Source organism: Lysinibacillus sp. NPDC056232 (assembly GCF_042267565.1).
Lineage (GTDB): Bacteria > Bacillota > Bacilli > Bacillales_A > Planococcaceae > Lysinibacillus.
In genome coordinates this window covers 1-17791 of record NZ_JBHJTF010000044.1, presented here as the reverse complement: position 1 = coordinate 17791, position 17791 = coordinate 1, and the positions used below count along the sequence as shown (strand labels likewise).

At 35.9% G+C, this 17791-nt stretch carries 20 protein-coding genes; 7 read left to right on the top strand and 13 right to left on the bottom strand.

From position 1 onward, the window contains the following. The first annotated feature begins 48 nt into the window (after positions 1-48). Complete coding sequence (locus ACFCYJ_RS23140) at positions 49-672, top strand: YitT family protein (RefSeq protein WP_376077576.1); 624 nt, start codon at positions 49-51, stop codon at positions 670-672. Positions 673-1011: 339 nt separating this feature from the next. Here the strand turns inward: ACFCYJ_RS23140 and ACFCYJ_RS23135 are convergent, their stop codons facing one another. Next, positions 1012-1191 carry a hypothetical protein gene (locus ACFCYJ_RS23135; protein ID WP_376077573.1) on the bottom strand — a complete coding sequence of 60 codons (180 nt, stop codon included), beginning with the start codon at positions 1189-1191 and terminating at the stop codon, positions 1012-1014. 164 nt (positions 1192-1355) lie between these two features. Next, a complete protein-coding gene (locus ACFCYJ_RS23130) occupies positions 1356-1910 on the bottom strand; it encodes a helix-turn-helix domain-containing protein (protein WP_376077571.1) in 555 nt (184 codons plus the stop codon). Between the two features lie 117 nt (positions 1911-2027). Between ACFCYJ_RS23130 and ACFCYJ_RS23125 the strand changes: the two genes are divergently transcribed. Next, positions 2028-2615, top strand: coding sequence for a LysE family transporter (locus ACFCYJ_RS23125; protein ID WP_376077568.1), 588 nt, complete (start codon positions 2028-2030; stop codon positions 2613-2615). Between the two features lie 81 nt (positions 2616-2696). Here ACFCYJ_RS23125 and ACFCYJ_RS23120 read toward each other — a convergent pair whose 3' ends face one another. The 5 genes from ACFCYJ_RS23120 to bioD form a co-directional block, all read right to left on the bottom strand. Next, a complete protein-coding gene (locus tag ACFCYJ_RS23120) occupies positions 2697-2822 on the bottom strand; it encodes a hypothetical protein (protein WP_376077611.1) in 126 nt (41 codons plus the stop codon). Positions 2823-3388: 566 nt separating this feature from the next. Further along, the gene (gene bioB / locus ACFCYJ_RS23115; RefSeq protein WP_376077566.1) at positions 3389-4384 is read right to left on the bottom strand and encodes a biotin synthase BioB; all 996 of its coding nucleotides are present in this window, start codon (positions 4382-4384) and stop codon (positions 3389-3391) included. 202 nt (positions 4385-4586) lie between these two features. Next, positions 4587-5159 (bottom strand): biotin transporter BioY, encoded by a 573-nt coding sequence (locus ACFCYJ_RS23110; protein ID WP_376077564.1) that lies wholly within the window; start codon positions 5157-5159, stop codon positions 4587-4589. Continuing rightward, positions 5126-6529, bottom strand: a complete 1404-nt coding sequence (gene bioA / locus ACFCYJ_RS23105) for an adenosylmethionine--8-amino-7-oxononanoate transaminase (protein WP_376077561.1) — start codon at positions 6527-6529, stop codon at positions 5126-5128. The genes ACFCYJ_RS23110 and bioA overlap by 34 nt, the downstream gene beginning before the upstream one ends. Next, positions 6510-7214 (bottom strand): dethiobiotin synthase, encoded by a 705-nt coding sequence (gene bioD, locus ACFCYJ_RS23100; protein ID WP_376077559.1) that lies wholly within the window; start codon positions 7212-7214, stop codon positions 6510-6512. The genes bioA and bioD overlap by 20 nt, the downstream gene beginning before the upstream one ends. A 753-nt stretch (positions 7215-7967) precedes the next feature. On the opposite strand from bioD, the gene ACFCYJ_RS23095 reads away from it, so the two are divergent. From ACFCYJ_RS23095 to ACFCYJ_RS23080, 4 genes are all read left to right on the top strand, one after another. Continuing rightward, positions 7968-8546, top strand: coding sequence for a CPBP family glutamic-type intramembrane protease (locus ACFCYJ_RS23095; RefSeq protein WP_376077556.1), 579 nt, complete (start codon positions 7968-7970; stop codon positions 8544-8546). Between the two features lie 441 nt (positions 8547-8987). Beyond that, the gene (locus ACFCYJ_RS23090; protein ID WP_376077553.1) at positions 8988-9452 is read left to right on the top strand and encodes a hypothetical protein; all 465 of its coding nucleotides are present in this window, start codon (positions 8988-8990) and stop codon (positions 9450-9452) included. A 158-nt stretch (positions 9453-9610) separates the two neighbouring features. Beyond that, complete coding sequence (locus tag ACFCYJ_RS23085; protein WP_376077552.1) at positions 9611-10309, top strand: ABC transporter ATP-binding protein; 699 nt, start codon at positions 9611-9613, stop codon at positions 10307-10309. Further along, positions 10302-11414 carry an ABC transporter permease gene (locus ACFCYJ_RS23080; protein ID WP_376077550.1) on the top strand — a complete coding sequence of 371 codons (1113 nt, stop codon included), beginning with the start codon at positions 10302-10304 and terminating at the stop codon, positions 11412-11414. The genes ACFCYJ_RS23085 and ACFCYJ_RS23080 overlap by 8 nt, the downstream gene beginning before the upstream one ends. A gap of 119 nt (positions 11415-11533) precedes the next feature. On the opposite strand, the gene ACFCYJ_RS23075 is transcribed toward ACFCYJ_RS23080, so the two are convergent. From ACFCYJ_RS23075 to ACFCYJ_RS23060, 4 genes are all read right to left on the bottom strand, one after another. Further along, complete coding sequence (locus ACFCYJ_RS23075; RefSeq protein WP_376077548.1) at positions 11534-12574, bottom strand: beta-carotene 15,15'-monooxygenase; 1041 nt, start codon at positions 12572-12574, stop codon at positions 11534-11536. Position 12575: 1 nt separating this feature from the next. Then, positions 12576-13058, bottom strand: a complete 483-nt coding sequence (locus ACFCYJ_RS23070) for a MarR family winged helix-turn-helix transcriptional regulator (protein WP_376077545.1) — start codon at positions 13056-13058, stop codon at positions 12576-12578. A 257-nt stretch (positions 13059-13315) separates the two neighbouring features. Continuing rightward, positions 13316-13714: a hypothetical protein gene (locus tag ACFCYJ_RS23065; protein ID WP_376077542.1), complete on the bottom strand. Its 399-nt coding sequence runs from the start codon at positions 13712-13714 to the stop codon at positions 13316-13318. Between the two features lie 129 nt (positions 13715-13843). Further along, entirely contained in the window at positions 13844-14731 is an 888-nt protein-coding gene (locus ACFCYJ_RS23060) for an AraC family transcriptional regulator (protein ID WP_376077539.1), read from the bottom strand. 110 nt (positions 14732-14841) lie between these two features. Between ACFCYJ_RS23060 and ACFCYJ_RS23055 the strand changes: the two genes are divergently transcribed. Further along, a complete protein-coding gene (locus ACFCYJ_RS23055; protein WP_376077537.1) occupies positions 14842-15759 on the top strand; it encodes an EamA family transporter in 918 nt (305 codons plus the stop codon). A 190-nt stretch (positions 15760-15949) separates the two neighbouring features. On the opposite strand, the gene ACFCYJ_RS23050 is transcribed toward ACFCYJ_RS23055, so the two are convergent. Both ACFCYJ_RS23050 and ACFCYJ_RS23045 read right to left on the bottom strand, forming a co-directional pair. Further along, positions 15950-16219, bottom strand: coding sequence for a LysE family transporter (locus ACFCYJ_RS23050; protein WP_376077535.1), 270 nt, complete (start codon positions 16217-16219; stop codon positions 15950-15952). Positions 16220-16411: 192 nt separating this feature from the next. Further along, entirely contained in the window at positions 16412-17563 is a 1152-nt protein-coding gene (locus ACFCYJ_RS23045; protein ID WP_376077533.1) for an RNA-guided endonuclease InsQ/TnpB family protein, read from the bottom strand. Positions 17564-17791: the final 228 nt, after the last annotated feature.

Genomic DNA, 17791 nt, shown 5'->3' with positions numbered 1-17791 from the left:
TAAAACAAAAGAGAAATACTGTGATACATTCAAGGAGATGTAGTAGTTATGTCGCAACATTTATTTAAAGCAATCATTCTTGCATTTGCCTCTGCCATTCAAGGAGCAGCTATGTCTATTTTCTTATTTCCTCATTACATTCCATCCGGTGGTGCTGCCGGAATAGGTGTGTTATTAAATTACATGTGGGCTGTGCCATATGCAACGAGCATTTGGTTATTAAATGCGGTGATGGTAATTGCAGCCTTCAAGTGGCTTGGAACAAGCAACGCGGTATGGACGATGTTTTGTGTCGGCGCAGCTGCCTTCACTATCCATTCAATTTCTCCACACATTCATCATCCAATTGGAAATGTATGGGTCGATTTAGTAATTGGAGCCTTTTTATTCGGTTTTAGTGTGGGAATTTTATTTAAAATGGGGGCTTCTTCAGGAGGAATGGATATTTTAGCTCTTATTATATCATCTTTTATAAAGCGACCTCCCGGAAGCATATTATTTTGGATTAATAGTTTGATATTACTTGTTGCCGGTGTCGTGATCGATTGGAAAGTGATCATGTATGCCCTGATTTGCCAATGGTTTGGAACAAAGCTGATTGATATCATCGGAAAGGGAAGCGTCTCTATACCTGTACTAAAGAAATATTCTGGTGCAAAAACTTTAAGATAATTGCAAGTAATCTCTAAATCTTTGACATCCTTATACGATTATCAAAACGCATACCCTGTAGGATAGTCAATGGTGTAGCCCTGGATGGAATAAAGTTTGATTAAATTAACTTAATAAACCTTGATATAAGAGCAAATAGAAAAGCGTGTTTTGAAAAAAGTTTGATCAAAACACGCTTTTTTTCTCAATTGAAATTGACTGTCTATTCCACTAAACTGCACAGTTAGTTCAATAAGAAAAAAGAGCTACCTATGCAACTCAATAATCTTAAAGTAAAGCCTCCATTAGTAGAATAAGTAAATTCTTCTTTTGGTTACAGAGTAGGTCAGTACTTTTGCTTTAGTCTTCGTCTATGATGTAAGAAAAAGAAACGTTATTCCAAAGCCAATCTCGGAAAAATTCCTCTACTGCTTTTTTTATCGCTTTATCGTCCATTTCTTCATCTATACCTAATTCTTGTAAAGTGACGGCTTCTTTCACTTGTTTTGTAGAAACTGAAAAAGTAACGGTTTTACTCATTAATTAATCCTCTGTTTTCCTCATATTTTAGTTCTAGTATTACTAAATATCGTACCTCTTATGGAACTAAACTCCCCCGTTCGTTGAAGAGCAACTAATCTTTACGAAAACAGCCTTAAATAAAGTTCATCTTCGCCCAATGGAGACACATTCCAGTTATAAATTTAATTTGGATAATAGATAGTCATACTTAATCGTGTTAGCGTATCACTAGGATTCATGTAGATGTGTGGACGATCTGCTTTAAATCTAATGGAGTCACCACTCTTTAAGTGAAATTCGTCTTCATTGACTCTAATCACTAGTTCACCATCAAAAACGGTGATAAACTCCTCTGTGCCATCTTTATGAGCCTCAGCGCTTAATGTCCCTTCCCTTTCAATCTCCACCGTGTATATTTCAAAACGGCTATCCTCTTGGAAAGGAAAATATGGATACACTCTATACCGTCCATCATCCTCAGATAATATTTGAACATCTTCTCTAAAAATAATTTCGGTATCAGGCTGAGGATTATTAATTAGAGTAGTAAAGGAAACTTTTAACCCATTCGCTATTTTCCAAATAGTGGTAAGAGTTGGACTGGACTCTCCCCTTTCAATTTGTCCTATCATCGTTTTACTTACTCCGCACAATTGAGAAACTTTTTCCAAGCTTAATTTCTCTTTCTCTCGAATCATTTTTAAATTTTTTGCAAAAATAAGATGAATTTCTTCCATTAAATATATCCCCTCTTCGAAATGTACAATATAACGACCGTTATGTATAATAAAAAGACGGTCGTTATATTGTTTATTTCAGACATTATAACAAACAATTTCAAAGGGGGTCCACAAATGCCTTTATTTTCTTTTTTAGTATTCGTAATAATTACCAGTTTCACTCCAGGTCCTAACAATATCATGGCAATGTCATTTGCAAACAAACTTGGATTAGCAAGAACTCTTCAGTTTTGTATAGGTGTTGGGGTTGGCTTTTTAACGATTACAGGCTTGAGTTGTTTATTTAATAGGGTCCTTACAAATATTATGCCAATGATCGAATTTCCTTTGACCATTCTTGGTGTAGGCTATATGTTATATTTGGCTTATAAAATACTAACGAGCAAAGAGAATGATCATGATAAAGAAGAGGAAAACAAACGAAGCTTATTTTTAGTAGGCGTCTTATTACAATTCATGAATCCTAAAGGTATTTTGTTTGGCATTACAGTAGTAGCAACCTATATTCTTCCCTATTATTCTTCCTATGTCAGCTACTTTCTTTTTTCTTTATTTTTAGGAATGGTAGGTATAATGAGTACATTCAGTTGGGCCCTATTTGGTTCAGTTTTTCAAAAAATTCTACAACAGTATCGTCAATCGTTTAATATTGTGATGGCTCTTTTATTAGTGTATAGTGCGATTTCAATTCTCGTTCATTAATAGGATAATCTGTTCAACGTAAAAAACAACCCTCTTCGTGCGCTATAGCGTCGAAAAGGATTGTTTCACTTTAATCTGAAATTATTTTGTATATGTTAAAACTGCATTTTTCTTGAATTTAGCTAAAGCTTGTGTTGCCTCATTTTTGTTTGTATACTCAAAAATTCGAACATCCTTTTTATCAAATACTGTAATAACCCACATCATAAATGCTCCCTTCCAATTTATTTTTGTAATATAACAACCACCGAAAACCGTGATACTTTTTCCAACTGTTTTATAACAATCCCTTACTTGATTCTTATTTTACGCCAATTTTTTTTAGAAATAAAGCCTTATGTGAAGCCCTTCACAAACTGTTCAATTTCAAAACGCTTTCATTGAACAATTTGTGAAAACCGGATTTTCCAAGGCATAAACAGTTCTTTTCATTTTACCTTTGTTCATATATACGTCACTTTCTATCTTTTATTAGCCAATCGCGGCTTTTCGACGGCCCTGAGCATTTTTCCGGTGAACCCGAGCACCTTTCTTCCTTACCTGAGCGTTCGACGACTTTTTCCGTCCAACAGAAAAAGCCATATGTTCGCCTTTTCCACGACGCACATACGACTCTCCAATTCGATGATAATTAAGTAGTAGTAGTAGATTTTATTTCATAAAGTGAAACTTTAATCAGTGGGTTTTCTTTATCCCCACTGATTATTAGTCTTCACCAATCGGGCTTTTACGGGCAGTTCATTACTGCCCGTTAATGCGGGATAAGTTTTTATTTAGCAGAATGCTTCTTCTTGCTTCTCTGATAATTCAATTTCAAAGCCTAAATCCTCAAGCATACGATAATCACTGTTTGCTTCTTGTCCTTCAGTTGTTAAATAATCTCCAACAAAGATACTGTTTGCTGCATATAAGCCTATTGGCTGAAGTGACCCAAGATTGACTTCACGCCCACCAGAAATACGAATTTCCTTAGTTGGATTAATATAACGGAACAACGCTAAAACTTTTAAGCAATAACGTGGATTTAATTCTTTTGTCCCTTCTAGTTTCGTGCCATCAATCGCATTTAAGAAGTTAACCGGAATGGAATCTGCATCTAATTGATGAAGGGCACGTGCAATATTCACGACATCCTCTTTTGTTTCCTTCATACCGATAATGGCACCTGAGCAAGGTGAGATTCCGTGCTTTTTCGCAATTTCAACCGTATTCACACGATCTTCATACGTATGGGACGTAGTAATATAGGAGTGATGTCGTTCAGATGTATTTAAGTTATGGTTGTAACGGTCTACCCCCGCTTCTTTTAATTGCTGTGCCTGTTCTTCTTTTAATAAGCCAAGACAAGCACAAACTTTTAAGCCATACTTTTCTTTAATTTCAGTAACAGCTTCACTAACGACATTAACATCCTTTCGAGTTGGCCCACGACCACTTGCCACGATGCAGTAAGTGCCGATTTTATTGTCAAATGCTCGTTTTGCCCCCGCTAAAATTTCTTCTTTCGTAATGAATGGATATTTTTCGATCGGTGCTGTCGATTTAGATGACTGAGAACAATAGCCACAATCCTCTGGGCAATAACCGCTCTTAGCATTCATAATCATATTTAGTTTTACTTTCTTCCCATAGTAGTGCTTACGAATAGCAAAGGCACCGTCCATTACCTTCAATAGCTCATCATCTTCACTATTTAAAATGGCAAGAGCCTCCTCATTGCTAATGATTTTCCCTGCAATAACTTCCTCTGCTAACTGTAACCAATTCATCTAGACATTCTCCCTCTCTACTTGAATATTTTATCAATTATGTCTCGGCATAATCGCCTGGAATCGGCTTTGTGCACAAAGAACTACTTTCCGATTCCGTGACATCCGCCGGAGGCTATCACTTATTTCAGCTGATGTTTGCTCAACCGCTAAAAAACAACTTACCTCTGCATTCCTCTCACATCTGTAGAAATGAGATACTTCAGCTGAAAGAAGTTATTGTTCTTGCTGAATGAAATACTTTGTAAAGGCGCTCGGCCAAAAATGCAGAAGCGATCGCTAAGCAAAAATCGGCAACAATGCTGTTTAAAAAGCCAACTACGAAAATATGTGACCAGCTCGTTTTCATATGTAACCAGAAATTCAAAGATACATATAAATACGGTATCGCCACTCCATAAATAATAATGAGCCCGACAATATTTGCACCGATAAAATGTTTTTTCGTTGGCGTATCCACTCTTTCAATCATGAAACCAATGACTAAGGTGGCCAGTGCAAAGCCAATTAGGAAGCCAAATGTTGGTTGCAATACATAGGTGATCCCCCCACCTTGTGTAAAAACAGGCAAGCCAACTAAACCAACCCCTATGTAGACAAGCTGACTTTGTAATCCATTGCGACTACCGAGCAAGCTACCTGCTAAAAAAACAAAAACAATTTGTAATGTAAAGGGCACTACTGGCAGCGGTATTTTAATAAATGCCCCGATTGCGGTTAAAGCGGCAAACAACGCAATCATCACAAGTGACAGTGTTGATTGTCGTTTGAACAACTTATTCCCTCCCGCTCCTCAAAAAATTGCATGATCGTCTCTTTGGTTGTATCAATCATAAAATCCATTTCATCGTCAGATATAATGTATGGAGGCATGAAATATACTATATTGCCAAGAGGACGAATGAGTAAGCCTTTTGCTAAGGCTCGTTTTGATAGTTGATAACCGATACGTTCCTCACTCGGAAGTGGTTCCTTAGTTTCACGATTCGCGACTAATTCAATAGCACCAACTAGTCCCACCTGACGATATTCACCAACAAACGGCAACTCTTCAAAAGCCTGCTTAGCTAGCTTTCGCATACGTTCGCTCTTGTTTTTTATCATGTCGATCACACGTTCCTCTTCAAACATTGTCAAAACCTCTAGGGCTACACGACAAGCAAGCGTATTACCAGAATAGCTATGAGAGTGTAAAAAAGCTTTCATTGTACCGTAATCATCATAAAAAGCGTTGTATACATCATCAGTCGTTAAAACTGCGGATAGTGGCAAATAACCACCCGTTAAACCTTTTGATAGGCACATAAAATCTGGAGCAATACCCGCTTGCTCACAAGCAAATAATGTACCTGTACGTCCAAAACCTACAGCAATTTCATCTGCAATAAAATGAACATCGTATTTTGTACAAAGCTCTCGTAATCGCTTCAAATAGATTGGCGGATACATTTTCATGCCTGCAGCCGCTTGAATGAGAGGCTCAATAATAATAGCTGTAATTTCTTCATGATGCTGACTAAGCTCGTCTTCAATAAATTGTATACATTGAGCTTGACAGCTTTCAGGATTCTCCCTAAAAGGACATCGGAAGCAATCCGGTCCTTGTGCACGTACTGTATCCAATAACAGTGGTTGATACACTTCGTTATATAGCCCTACCCCACCAACAGATAAGGCACCAAGTGTTTCACCATGATAAGCATCCGTTAAAGCTAGAAAGCGTTTTTTCTTTGTTTTTCCCGTCTGCATATGATATTGAAAACTCATTTTGAGTGCCACTTCTATCGCTGACGAGCCGTTGTCTGCAAAAAATACTTTATTCAAACCGTCTGGCGTTAAGGCGACTAATTTTTCTGCCACCTTAATGGCTGGTTCATGTGAAAAATTTGCAAAGATCGTATGCTCTAATTTAAACGCTTGATCGCTTAATGCTTGACTTATTCGTGGATTCGCATGTCCAAATAAATTTACCCACCAGGAAGATACGGCGTCTAAATAACGATTATTATGTTCATCGTACAGCCATACACCTTGTCCCTTTTTAATAACAATAGGCGGATGTTGTTCATAGTCCTTCATTTGTGAGCATGGATGCCAAACATGTTGTAAATCTCTCGTCTGTAATTCAGTTAATGATTGTTTCATATTTGACCAACCTTTCAAACAAAGACGTGTGTGAAATAGAGTAGTCAACAATCTGTGAAATATCCCCAAGCTTCGGAATCGTCGCATATGGCAACACTTGATGTTGTAAAATCATTTTCACATTATCTTGTTCCATCCGACTACCTGTATCCCCATTAAATACAAGGCCAAGAACCTCAACATTACGAGCGTTTAATGCCTTAAGTGTAAGTAATGTATGGTTAATAGTTCCAAGTGTTGTTCGTGTGACAAGAACGACTGGCAGCTTACTTTGAACGATTACATCAAGAAGTGTATTTTCTCCATATGTATCTATTGGAACAAAAAGTCCCCCTGCTCCCTCACAAATGACGACATCGTTTGCTTGCTGTAACAACTGAATTTGCTGTAATAAATACTCCACATTAATTTGCTGACCCTCCAGTTGTGCAGCAAAATGTGGTGATGCAGCTTCCTTAAACGAATAACCATTTAAATTTTCTTGCTTTAGACTTTGTAATGAATACTTTTCATACATTGCTGTATCGTAGTAATAGCAATGCCCATTCTCACAAACTTCCCCAGTTTGCACGGGCTTATAAGGTGTAACTTGTAGATCATGCTTTTGTAACTGTCGCATTAGCAATGTAGTGACAACTGTTTTACCGACATCTGTATCTGTTCCAACAACCCAAAAATGTTGCACCGGTAACCTCCCCCTCTTTTTAAGTTAACCATTAACACTATTCAAGTTAACACATTTAATTTTATTTTGTAAATGCTATTTCCATATTTCTTCAAAAACAACCCTTTTCTATGCAAAAAATAGGAAATTTGTGATAACTTAAAAGACTTTTCATCAATAAAAAACACTAGTTTCTTACCATGTGGTAAAAACTAGTGCTGGTTAATATATATTTTCACAGGTTTTTTATTAAGTAGCAGGCCTATTACCATAACGGGGGTTTGATTTCCGTTCCGGCTGGGCGCTTTCCTGGGGGCGTCCGATGAGCCGCTTAGGCCAACACGATGTTGGTCACGAAGGCGTTATCACAGGACGTGATGGGTTTTAGCCTTCGTTCCCCTGTTTGCTTGCTCCAGGGTCTCATCTGTGACGCTAATCCCCGAGGAGTCGCCCAGCCTCCACTCCAATCATCTTATATCATATCACCACTAATTTTTAGTAATAGGCAATTAAGTACGCATAAACAAAATATCAACAAAAAGTCATTTTTTCACTTAATAATAAATTTATTCTCACGCGGATTTTTTGTACTCAGTTGGCCTTTCATGTGCAATATAAAAGCATCATTGTATTTAAGTCCCACCTGTATATTTCTTGCTCCTATAAAACTTTAGTGCAGATTAGATGTTACTACGAAAAAAATATAGAAAAATATAATGATTTATGTTTACATATTATTTGTAAATATATCCTTTATATAGAAGGGGTTTTCTAATGTCCTATCTGCTGCAGTTACTCATTTTCGGCATTACAGGTTCGTTAGTATACTATGGTGTTTACTATGGAACACCGCTATTAATTAAAAAGGGTGTACCATTAATTTATGCTTTTTGGTTCTTTCTTTGGTTTCCTGTAATGAGTTTATTTCCAATCTCGTTACTACTGTATCATTTAGAGGGAAATGCTTGGACATGGCAAAATATTTTGGAAAGGTTTCGCTTCAATCCTTTAACAGAAAACGATTGGTATTGGGTTGTGGGAGCAATTATTGTTACAATATTCGCTGACCTATTTCTTGAACCTTTAGGTAAGTTTTTTGCGAAACTTCCAATGCTTGCCCCACCAAGTTATCTTCCAGCTCCATTTAATCCATTAAAAAGGATGGAATTACCTCCATCAGAATTTTTCGGTGTTACGCTTTATAGAAATTGGAAAATGATAACCATATTTATTCCGTTACACCTTTTTGCTATGTTATGTGAGGAACTAATGTGGAGAGGCTTTTTCCTCCCTATCCAACAAGAGATTTTCGGGAATTGGGCATGGGTAGTAAATGGATTACTTTGGGCATAGGTTGTTCATGCTTGTTTGAAGTGGCATTTTATCAATATGCTTCCTAGCATGCTTATTGCCCCATGGATTGCTCAATTTACTAATTCAACATGGGCTTCTTTTGCAACTCATTCTATTGGAAATAGTTTACTATGGATTTTGTTATTAGTGGGAATAACTAAAAAAACTAAACCTCAAAATATAAACTCAATTTAATTTTATAAATCCACTTTTAAAGTCTTGTTACATAAGTAAGTGTAGCAAGATTTATTTTTTTATAAACACACAATAAAATCCACATAAATTTCATACTCACCCTTTATCAACTTTTAAGCTTGTATTTTAGCTGATTTCTATTAATATCCAGAAAATTTTATTGCTTCATTACTTTTCTGAATTTTATAGAAAATTTAAAGGGTTTTACTCTTCGTTCGTAGTATTAATCTAAACGGGGGTGGCTGTATGTTTGGTATTTTTAAAGAGTCAGACAAGATTATTGATACTTATGAGCATGTTAGTTTTATTTTAAAATCCTTGCTCACATACGAGCTAAAAGACTTACCTATTCGCTATGAGTTTTGGTATCGTGTGGCTATTCGTCAGGAAGAATTGCGAACGTTAAATACCGAACATCGGGCAAAGATCTCTATGACTACCGCAGTAGGACGATTTCACCAAACACAATACGAGGGAACGAAACAAAAATTAGCAAAGCTTGAACGTCTCGCAGATATGTATAAATCGTTTTGTATTGAGGAAGAAAGAGAGGCATTAAATCATCGACTCTATTTTCATAAAGAAGCGATTTCTGAGCTATACGAGCATGTCCAAAATAAAGATCTATATGTGTATTGCGATGCTATACAACAACAATTTTGGAATGCTGTGAGTGAAGATATATTAAATGCAATAGCCCACCTAGATTAAGTAGGTGGGCTATTGCAAAGACTTCTATTTCCATTTCTCTTTAGCCACCCGAATGCCCCCTATCAGTAAACTCATCTACTAAACGATATTCTTCTTAAAATCTCAAAATTTGAAACATTTTCCTCTTTAATTCGTAAATATACAAAGAGAGGAAGTGAATGACAATAGATATTAACATACATAAAGGTGGCTATGTAGAAAACGAAGCCATTATTTCAAACATTCAATTTCAAGTAAATAGTGGCGAGCTTGTTGGATTAATCGGTTCCAATGGAGCAGGCAAAAGCACAACCTTACAAGCAATGATGGGTGTATTACCAGTAGTGGATGGTCAGGTGACAATAGGAGCTTACGGCTACGTACCAGAAAGACCAATTTTGTATGAGTATTTTACATTATGGGAGCATATCGATTTTTACATGCGTGTAGCTGGTAAGGAAAATTCTTTAACAAATCGTGCAAATGAATTACTGAAAATTTTTCATTTGGACCATAAGCTACACGATTATCCCACAACGTTTTCCAAAGGTATGCAACAAAAAGTGATGCTTATTTTAGCATTTCTCGACAAGCATTCTACCTATATTTTAGATGAACCATTTATGGGCCTAGATCCACAGGCAATGCGTAAGCTCTTAACGATATTAGAAGAGTTAAAAGCGCAAGGTGCTGCCATTCTAATGAGTACACATGCACTCGATACGGCAGAAAAAATATGTGATCGTTTCATATTAATTGATGATGGGCGAATTTTACAGCAAGGTACACTTGAATCGTTACGCTTAGCGGTGAAACAGGACAAAGCATCTCTTCTTGATATTTTCGACACACTGCTTGAGGAAAACCACCATGACTAATATAGTGCAGCAACGAAGAAAATTAGAGCGCTCCCACAATTTTAAGCTATTGGCAAGCATCGTCGATTGGACAGTCGCCTTATATGTTGTTGTGCCAGCAATAGTCATTGGCTTTTTCCTTTATAAAGACTTTATTTTAAATATAAGTACATCGTGGGTCATACATATTCCGCTAGTGTTCATTATTGTACTGTTATTTCTTATTACACGAATCGAAACTATTCGTACTTATTTACAACGAGCCGATCATCTTTTTTTAATCCAAAACCGAAAACAAATGGTACGGTTAAAACAAGCTGGTCTTTATTGGTCGTTAAGTAAGCACCTAATTTTACTTGGTTCTGCCCTTGCTCTATTAGCACCCATTTTTATAATCGTTCATCATGTAAAAATATTAGAATTACTTATTTTACTTCTACTACTATTTACGAATAGTTTCACAAACGTGCTTTTACAATTAAAGCTTCATAAATGGCAGCAGCTAGTAAGTAATATTTTTATGTGTATTCTCGGTACAGTTTGCTTTTTATATGTGCCAGTTATTATCACTGCACTTGTTTATGTAATTCTTCTAGTTTATTGTATAAGCTATTATAATAGACATTTTGTTTACAGCACTAAATATTTTGATCAGCAAGTGGAGCTCGATCAAGCAGCTTTTTATAAATGGCAAAGTCTTTTATTCCAAATTGCTCCTGAGCTTCGAAGTCAGTTAGTACCGAAATTAAAAAAGCCTCGCCTACTATGGAAAAATTCAAAGCGCATGTTTCGACGTTCCGATTATTATATAGAGGAAATAGTATGTAAAACGATGCTTCGCCAAAAACAGTATCTCTTCGGCTATCTGCGTTTTTTATCAATGGGTATCGGGCTAACTATTATTGTACCGTCGTGGGCGAAAATTATCGTACTTGGAATTCTTTATTTTACTTTACGCTCGATGATGCAATCCGTAATCCAGCAAATTTTTGAGCACAAAATTTGGTCAATCTTTCAAGTATCTAGTGAACAAATTCAAGCTGCTAGCAGGCGATTACTTAAGGGATTTATAGATCTGCCATTATTGTGTGTCCTTATTATTTTTATTATTAGTCTTGTAAGATAAGGCTCATAGCGTAAGGTTGATTTCCGTTCCAACTTTCATATTTAACAAATATCATCCCCTATTTAATGATTATTCAAATTAAACAGGTGCCAGCTTAGTTTGCTAGCACCTGTTGTTTATTAATCTCTATTATTTTCCATTCCTTGTAGAAGCATTTTTCTAAAATCCTGTGCTTGGTCGGCTTTAATGGCTACATTGTTATAACGTTTTTTAAGCCCCAGCATAAAAGTCACTTCCACAGGCTCCTTCATTTTTAATATAAACTGTGGATATGCAGCTTCAAAATCACGTGCTATAAAATCAATTGTATCCTTGGCTAATTTTCCTTCCAACTGCTCCTTATCCTCAACAAGCTCCTCAATCTGGTCAAAGCGAATTTCTGCTCGTTTCATCAATCCTAAAGACAAATACAATTTATCAGATGTTACATGAACAGGATTTAAACGAATGGCCTGCATATCTGCTACAAAAAATAGGACAGAGTATACATTTAAAATAAGCAATAGAATAGAAAGAACAAGTGATTTCTCATGTAGCCACCAATGAATCCCTATTGTTTCAATGGCTATTCCATGGATAAGCATAATGATAAAGGCTATATAGCTCGAATTTTTATGCAAGGTTAACCCAGATTGCTCTTTTCTCTTCCAGCTTGCAAAAGCGTAGTAAATCACTAAAAAGTCTGTGCAAAGCATTTGGATAATAAGATGCTTAGGTGCATGTTTTTCAACTGCTTTTGGAAATGAAAACAAATCTGGTAAAGTAGTTGATCGTACATCCGCTATGATTCTCGGCATATAACGAACAAGTGTTGCAATTAGTAAAATTTCTAATAGAATAACCGTACCTTCAATGGCAAACCCAGCCCAAGTCACCGCAACAAATGGCTGTAGATGTTCTATCGGGATAATAAAACGGGCTGCAATGCAACCAGCCGCCGCTAAAAGTACCGCTTGTTTTATAGAAAACTTTCCTTTATAGAGCAGAAATAAAACAGGCATAACTAAGACAAAATCAATTAATGAGCCCATCACAACTCCATTTGTTTCAGGTGGTAAAATGGAAACACCGAGTCCAGTGTTATAAAGCGTGTAATTACTGGCAAGTACCACTAACAAAAATGCTAACCATATATTTTGCTTTTTCTTTAATGCAATCATGTTAAATCTCTCCCTTATCATTTATTTCATGTATAATTCCTTCCTTTAATACAATTTGGTTTAACTTCTGAACAATCTCTTTCAATTGCACGATCTCACTTAACTCAAGTTTTGAATAATATCTCGAGATAATAAATCGTTTTATTTCTTCCTCTCTTTCAAAATACTTAATGCCCGAAGTATCAAGGCTCACAAATATTTCACGTCTATTTTCCGGATTAATGCTCCGAGATACATAGTGCTGTTCTTCAAGTTTACTGACCAGCTGACCGACAGCACTAGATGTTATATTCATATAACTCGCAATCTGTCCAATCGTCACTTTCCTATTTTTATTAATAAAATCTAATAAAATTATTTGTTTAGGAGATAGTTCATCAATCACTAAATTTTGATGTAACTTTATGAAATGACTATCCATCGAATAAATAGCTTCATTCATTTCCTCCACAAGCTTATAAATAAGTTCTTCATCCTTTGCCATCACTCATTCAATCCTTTAAGTAAAGTTAATAGTAAAGGTATCTTTACTATTAACTTTACTTTATTTTATATAGTTATTATTGTCAACAACCTCAGCGATAAAGTGTAGATTTAATCCAATACTTTTCAAGAATTTTTCAGATGTCTTAACGAAATCAGATCAAATTCTCAAAAAAGAAATAACACTACTGTCGAGACATTAAGAATGGCAAAATAAAAAACCTCCTTATTAAGAGGTCTTTAGCAGTTTCATTGCCCTTATTCTTCTACAATATCTAATTGTTTGTAATAGTTCTCTACAATTGGATGAATATCTGGGTTTGAATCGTAATAGGTATTGTTAATTTCATCTAGAGTAAATTTAAATTCTTTTTCACCGCCAAAAAGAGCAATATCATATCGCCAACCTACACGCTTTTCTTGATTATCTTGTGGAATAAATTCTATATCTTTAATCAGATCTAGGAATTCACCAATTTGCTCTTTTTTCGTTATCGTTTTAGCATAACCAGTTGAACCATCTTGAATGATCACTTTATCTACATTTTCAATTTTTGCATCCTTATAAAATTCTTCTAATGATTGCGTTTTTTCATTAGAGCAAGCAGAAAGTAAAACTAGAAATGCAAATAAAATCAGGAACACAGATTTTTTCATTGAGCCACCTCCAAGGTTATTCCCCTACCTATTAGAAGGATTAAATTACAAACAGTTACATCATAGCAATAAATGAAGCGATTCATTGCAAGCGCGGGTATTTACTTCTGCTTCTTTTACACTTCTAATCTATCCTTTATCAAAAAATTGTTTTCGATAAACATGTGGAGAGTATCCTGTATATTTCTTAAATTTTTCAATATAGTAACTTACTGTACTAAAGCCTGTTGTTGTAGCAATTGTAGTGATAGATTCCTCACTATCACGTAATAGCTCCATACTTTTGCGAAGACGATAGTGTAGTAAATATGTGAATGGTGTCATGCCGACCATTTTTTTGAAAAAGCGACTACATTCTGCACGACTTAAAAAAACATGTGCAGCTAAATTTTCTAAAGATATCTTTTCCTGATAATGAGTATGTAAATAATCAAGCATATCCTTCGCTCGTTCATGCTGGACAATAATTGATGGATCCAGTATTTCTTCTGTTAGCATTGATTGTGACAAAATCGTTTCCCAAATGACTAATAGCTCTCTCCATACCTTTAGCTCATAAAAAACAGCTTGCTCTTGTAGTAATTTCGCCACGATGTCTACTTTTTGCGCCAATTGGCCGGAAAGCTTTACATAGGGCAGTCTATTGCTCGTTAAATACGGTAGTACATATTTAGTGGCAAAAATACTGTCCTTGTGTCCGCCTAATAGCAACGGATTCACGTTAATACAGAAAATTGTAGCCCCCTCTATTTGATAAGGCTTTGCTTCATGTAAACATGATGCATTGACAAAAAGCCCCTCTGCCTCCTCAAGTACGAAAACATCTGCTCCTACTCGATATTCCACACGACCACTTTTCACATAGACAAATTGAATTTCCTTATGCCAATGTAACGGTAAAAAATCCAGACTATCTAGTCGCAAAACCGTCTCATATAATGCAACTGGAAATTCCTTCGTCCCATGTAACGTTAATTCTTGTAAATCCTTTGCAATTTTAATATGTGTTAACGTCACTACTTAGCTCACCTCAATATATTGATATTTTCAACCCTTTAAATCGATATTTTTTGCGTCATACATTCTTTATAATTTCTTTATATTGATAGTTTAGGAGATGTTTAAAGATGAATCAATCTACACAGAAAAATCGTACGCTTGGTTTTATTCTTGTCATTCTAGGGGCAAGTTTTTGGGGTATTGGTGGTACCGTTGCTCAAAAGCTTTTTCAGCAAGAAAATATAGAGGTTGGCTGGCTCGTTTCTAGTCGTCTTCTTTTAGCTGGCCTATTGCTCATTACTGCCTATAAAATTATACATCGTAAAGAGTCTATTTTTGTGATGTGGCGGACAAAGCAAAATGCCTTTAGACAAATTTTATTTAGTTTATTAGGAATGCTGGCGGTTCAATATACTTATATGATGTCGATTGCTATAGGTAACTCGGCTGTTGCGACTTTATTGCAATATTTAGCACCACTTTTTATTATGGCCTATTATTTAATAACGAAGCACAGTCAATTGACAAGGCAGGATGTAATCGCTGTAACATTGACACTTGTTGGTACTTTCTTATTACTAACAAATGGCTCGTTGTCTACACTTTCTGTTCCAGCGACGGCCGTGTTTTGGGGGATTTTATCTGGTCTTTCGGCTGCTTTTTATACGTTATATGCCGTCTCACTCTTACAGCAATTTCACTCATTGTTAGTTGTAGGCTGGTCAATGCTGATTGGTGGGATTGTGATGAGCCTTTTTCATCAGCCCTGGCAAATTGACATGTCAAACTGGGCATTGTCGACAATCGCTTATTTTCTGTTTATCGTTATTTTTGGGACAATGCTAGCATTTTGGTTTTATATTGCTAGTTTACATTATTTATCGCCAAAAGAAACAAGTTTACTTGGTAGCTTGGAGCCTTTAACGGCTGTTATGACAAGTGTGTTTTGGCTTAAAATTGCCTTTGGTGGTTTTCAATTTATTGGGACTATACTTATTCTCTGCATGATTTTATATCTTACAGTTTTTCAGAGAAAGCAATCATAGGAAGGTTTAATAAATCCGGATTTATTTCGCACCTTAGACCCAAAAGACTACGAATCCATACATAAAATTTACATATGCTGAACTTTTCATTAGCAGAGGAAATTTTAGCTTGCATCCATGCATATACAAAGTTCACTGACCATGAATGCAGGAAAAATAAAAAGCGCGATCTTTAGGGATCGCACTTTTCTCATATATAGCTCTTAATAGCTTGTATAAATTCATAAATAAAATATCCAGCAAATCCAATTAGTAGTACGCCCGCTACCATTGTAAGCGACTTAATGACTTTACGACTCATCGCTTTTCGGGTAACCGAAACAATGGCCATCAAGCTTATATCATGTAACAATATGCCACTTAAAACACCTGCAGCAATCACTAAAAAGTTCGATGACTCCCCTTGCCCATATGCTTTGGCTAGTACAACACCAAAAACATTTACCGATACGAAAAACATATACATTTCTTAAAAAATGCAGTCATCTCTACTGTGACACAACTTATATCTTTCGACTTTCGTTTTGTGTCTTCCTTATTCTTCGAGCCTGGTTTCGCGAAAAGCTACTGCCATTTTGTATGACTCTCCAAAGGCTTAAATTCCGCAGTATCGTTGCGTACACATCTAAGGTTTAGTTTTTAGTTGAACTCCTTAGATTGAATAATTTGCTAAATTAATGCTTGCATTCAAATCTCTATCCAGCTTTAATCCACAAGAGCAAATAAATAGTCTGTCTTTCAGTCTCAAATCGGATTTGATTTGTCCGCAACTAGAACAAGTTTTTGATGATGGAAACCATCTGTCGGCTTCAATAAATTCAATTCCGTATTTTTGACATTTGTATTGAATTTGACGTTTGAATTCATATAATTTTTGACTGGCTACAGCCTTCGCCAGATGTTTATTTTTCATCAACCCTTTTACATGTAAATGTTCCATGACAATACGAGATGGCTTGGTTTTCACAATCTCATTAGAACACTGATGTAAATAATTTGTTCGGATGTCGTTCAGTCGCTTATATAAATTACGGATTTCACTGTTTTGTTTTTGAATATTTTTCATATTCTTTAAAGGTGTTTTATAGATTGGCTTTCGGTTTTTAGTATACGCTTTTGTGTTGGCTTCCTGCTTACGAGCTAGTTGTCGTTGTTCTCGTTTCAACTTTTGCTCTAATCGTTTGACTTCTTTGGTTTTGTTGATGTTCTCTTTGAACTCGCCATCAGAACAAACAGCCAATTTTTTGACACCAACATCAATCCCTAAACTCTCATCTGTTAAATTATATGGCTCAAATTTTTGCTCATATCCAATGGATAAGAACCAATTTCGTCCGTCAAATGAAATGCGTGGATTTGAATATTTTTGACCTTTTTTAAGCTTAGGTAGCGCATTGCACGTTTTTACAATGCCAATCTTTTCACCTCTAAAACCTACATTTATTCTTGTTAAACTTTCATAATTTACATAAAAACTAACTTTACTTCTTCGTCTGCTTTTGAACTTTGGCTTTTCAGTAATGCCTTCGAACCAACGCTTTCTAGCAACATCGGCATCTTTCACCGCCTGCTTCATCACATTGCTTCCGACTTCCTTTAGCCATTTATGCGTTGTTGGTTTCAGTTCGTTATTGATTTTCTTACGAACTTCGCCCTCTTTGACTGTTCGCTTCTTGTCGTTGTAAGTACGTTCGCTTTCAGCCAAAAAATAATTGTAAGCCCATCTCGCAGTCCCAGCAGACTTCCAAAACAAAATCTCTTGTTCTTTAGTTGGCTTTAGTCTTATCTTTGTCGCCAGGATCATTGTTTTTCACCTTGACGTGGTGTACTGACTCGACAATAGCCAATTACCAACTTTCGTTTAGCAAATTTTCCAATGGACATTAATTCCATGCATACCACCTCTCTTTCACTATGATAAAATCACATTACCCTAATTAGAGAGGTTGTTAACATTTTTATATTTGTATATATTTTTCTTGTTCACACGAAGGCGCAACCCTTCATGCAGTCTTTCTCTCACGAGTAGACC

Bases quoted from the DNA above. Each gene is read 5' to 3' on its own strand.
- ACFCYJ_RS23140 (WP_376077576.1), top strand. From the start codon at position 49: ATGTCGCAACATTTATTTAAAGCAATCATTCTTGCATTTGCCTCTGCC.
- ACFCYJ_RS23135 (WP_376077573.1), bottom strand. From the start codon at position 1,191: ATGAGTAAAACCGTTACTTTTTCAGTTTCTACAAAACAAGTGAAAGAA.
- ACFCYJ_RS23130 (WP_376077571.1), bottom strand. From the start codon at position 1,910: ATGGAAGAAATTCATCTTATTTTTGCAAAAAATTTAAAAATGATTCGA.
- ACFCYJ_RS23125 (WP_376077568.1), top strand. From the start codon at position 2,028: ATGCCTTTATTTTCTTTTTTAGTATTCGTAATAATTACCAGTTTCACT.
- ACFCYJ_RS23120 (WP_376077611.1), bottom strand. From the start codon at position 2,822: ATGATGTGGGTTATTACAGTATTTGATAAAAAGGATGTTCGAATTTTT.
- bioB (WP_376077566.1), bottom strand. From the start codon at position 4,384: ATGAATTGGTTACAGTTAGCAGAGGAAGTTATTGCAGGGAAAATCATT.
- bioA (WP_376077561.1), bottom strand. From the start codon at position 6,529: ATGAAACAATCATTAACTGAATTACAGACGAGAGATTTACAACATGTT.
- ACFCYJ_RS23095 (WP_376077556.1), top strand. From the start codon at position 7,968: ATGTCCTATCTGCTGCAGTTACTCATTTTCGGCATTACAGGTTCGTTA.
- ACFCYJ_RS23090 (WP_376077553.1), top strand. From the start codon at position 8,988: ATGTTTGGTATTTTTAAAGAGTCAGACAAGATTATTGATACTTATGAG.
- ACFCYJ_RS23085 (WP_376077552.1), top strand. From the start codon at position 9,611: ATGACAATAGATATTAACATACATAAAGGTGGCTATGTAGAAAACGAA.
- ACFCYJ_RS23080 (WP_376077550.1), top strand. From the start codon at position 10,302: ATGACTAATATAGTGCAGCAACGAAGAAAATTAGAGCGCTCCCACAAT.
- ACFCYJ_RS23075 (WP_376077548.1), bottom strand. From the start codon at position 12,574: ATGATTGCATTAAAGAAAAAGCAAAATATATGGTTAGCATTTTTGTTA.
- ACFCYJ_RS23070 (WP_376077545.1), bottom strand. From the start codon at position 13,058: ATGGCAAAGGATGAAGAACTTATTTATAAGCTTGTGGAGGAAATGAAT.
- ACFCYJ_RS23065 (WP_376077542.1), bottom strand. From the start codon at position 13,714: ATGAAAAAATCTGTGTTCCTGATTTTATTTGCATTTCTAGTTTTACTT.
- ACFCYJ_RS23055 (WP_376077537.1), top strand. From the start codon at position 14,842: ATGAATCAATCTACACAGAAAAATCGTACGCTTGGTTTTATTCTTGTC.
- ACFCYJ_RS23050 (WP_376077535.1), bottom strand. From the start codon at position 16,219: ATGTTTTTCGTATCGGTAAATGTTTTTGGTGTTGTACTAGCCAAAGCA.
- ACFCYJ_RS23045 (WP_376077533.1), bottom strand. From the start codon at position 17,563: ATGATCCTGGCGACAAAGATAAGACTAAAGCCAACTAAAGAACAAGAG.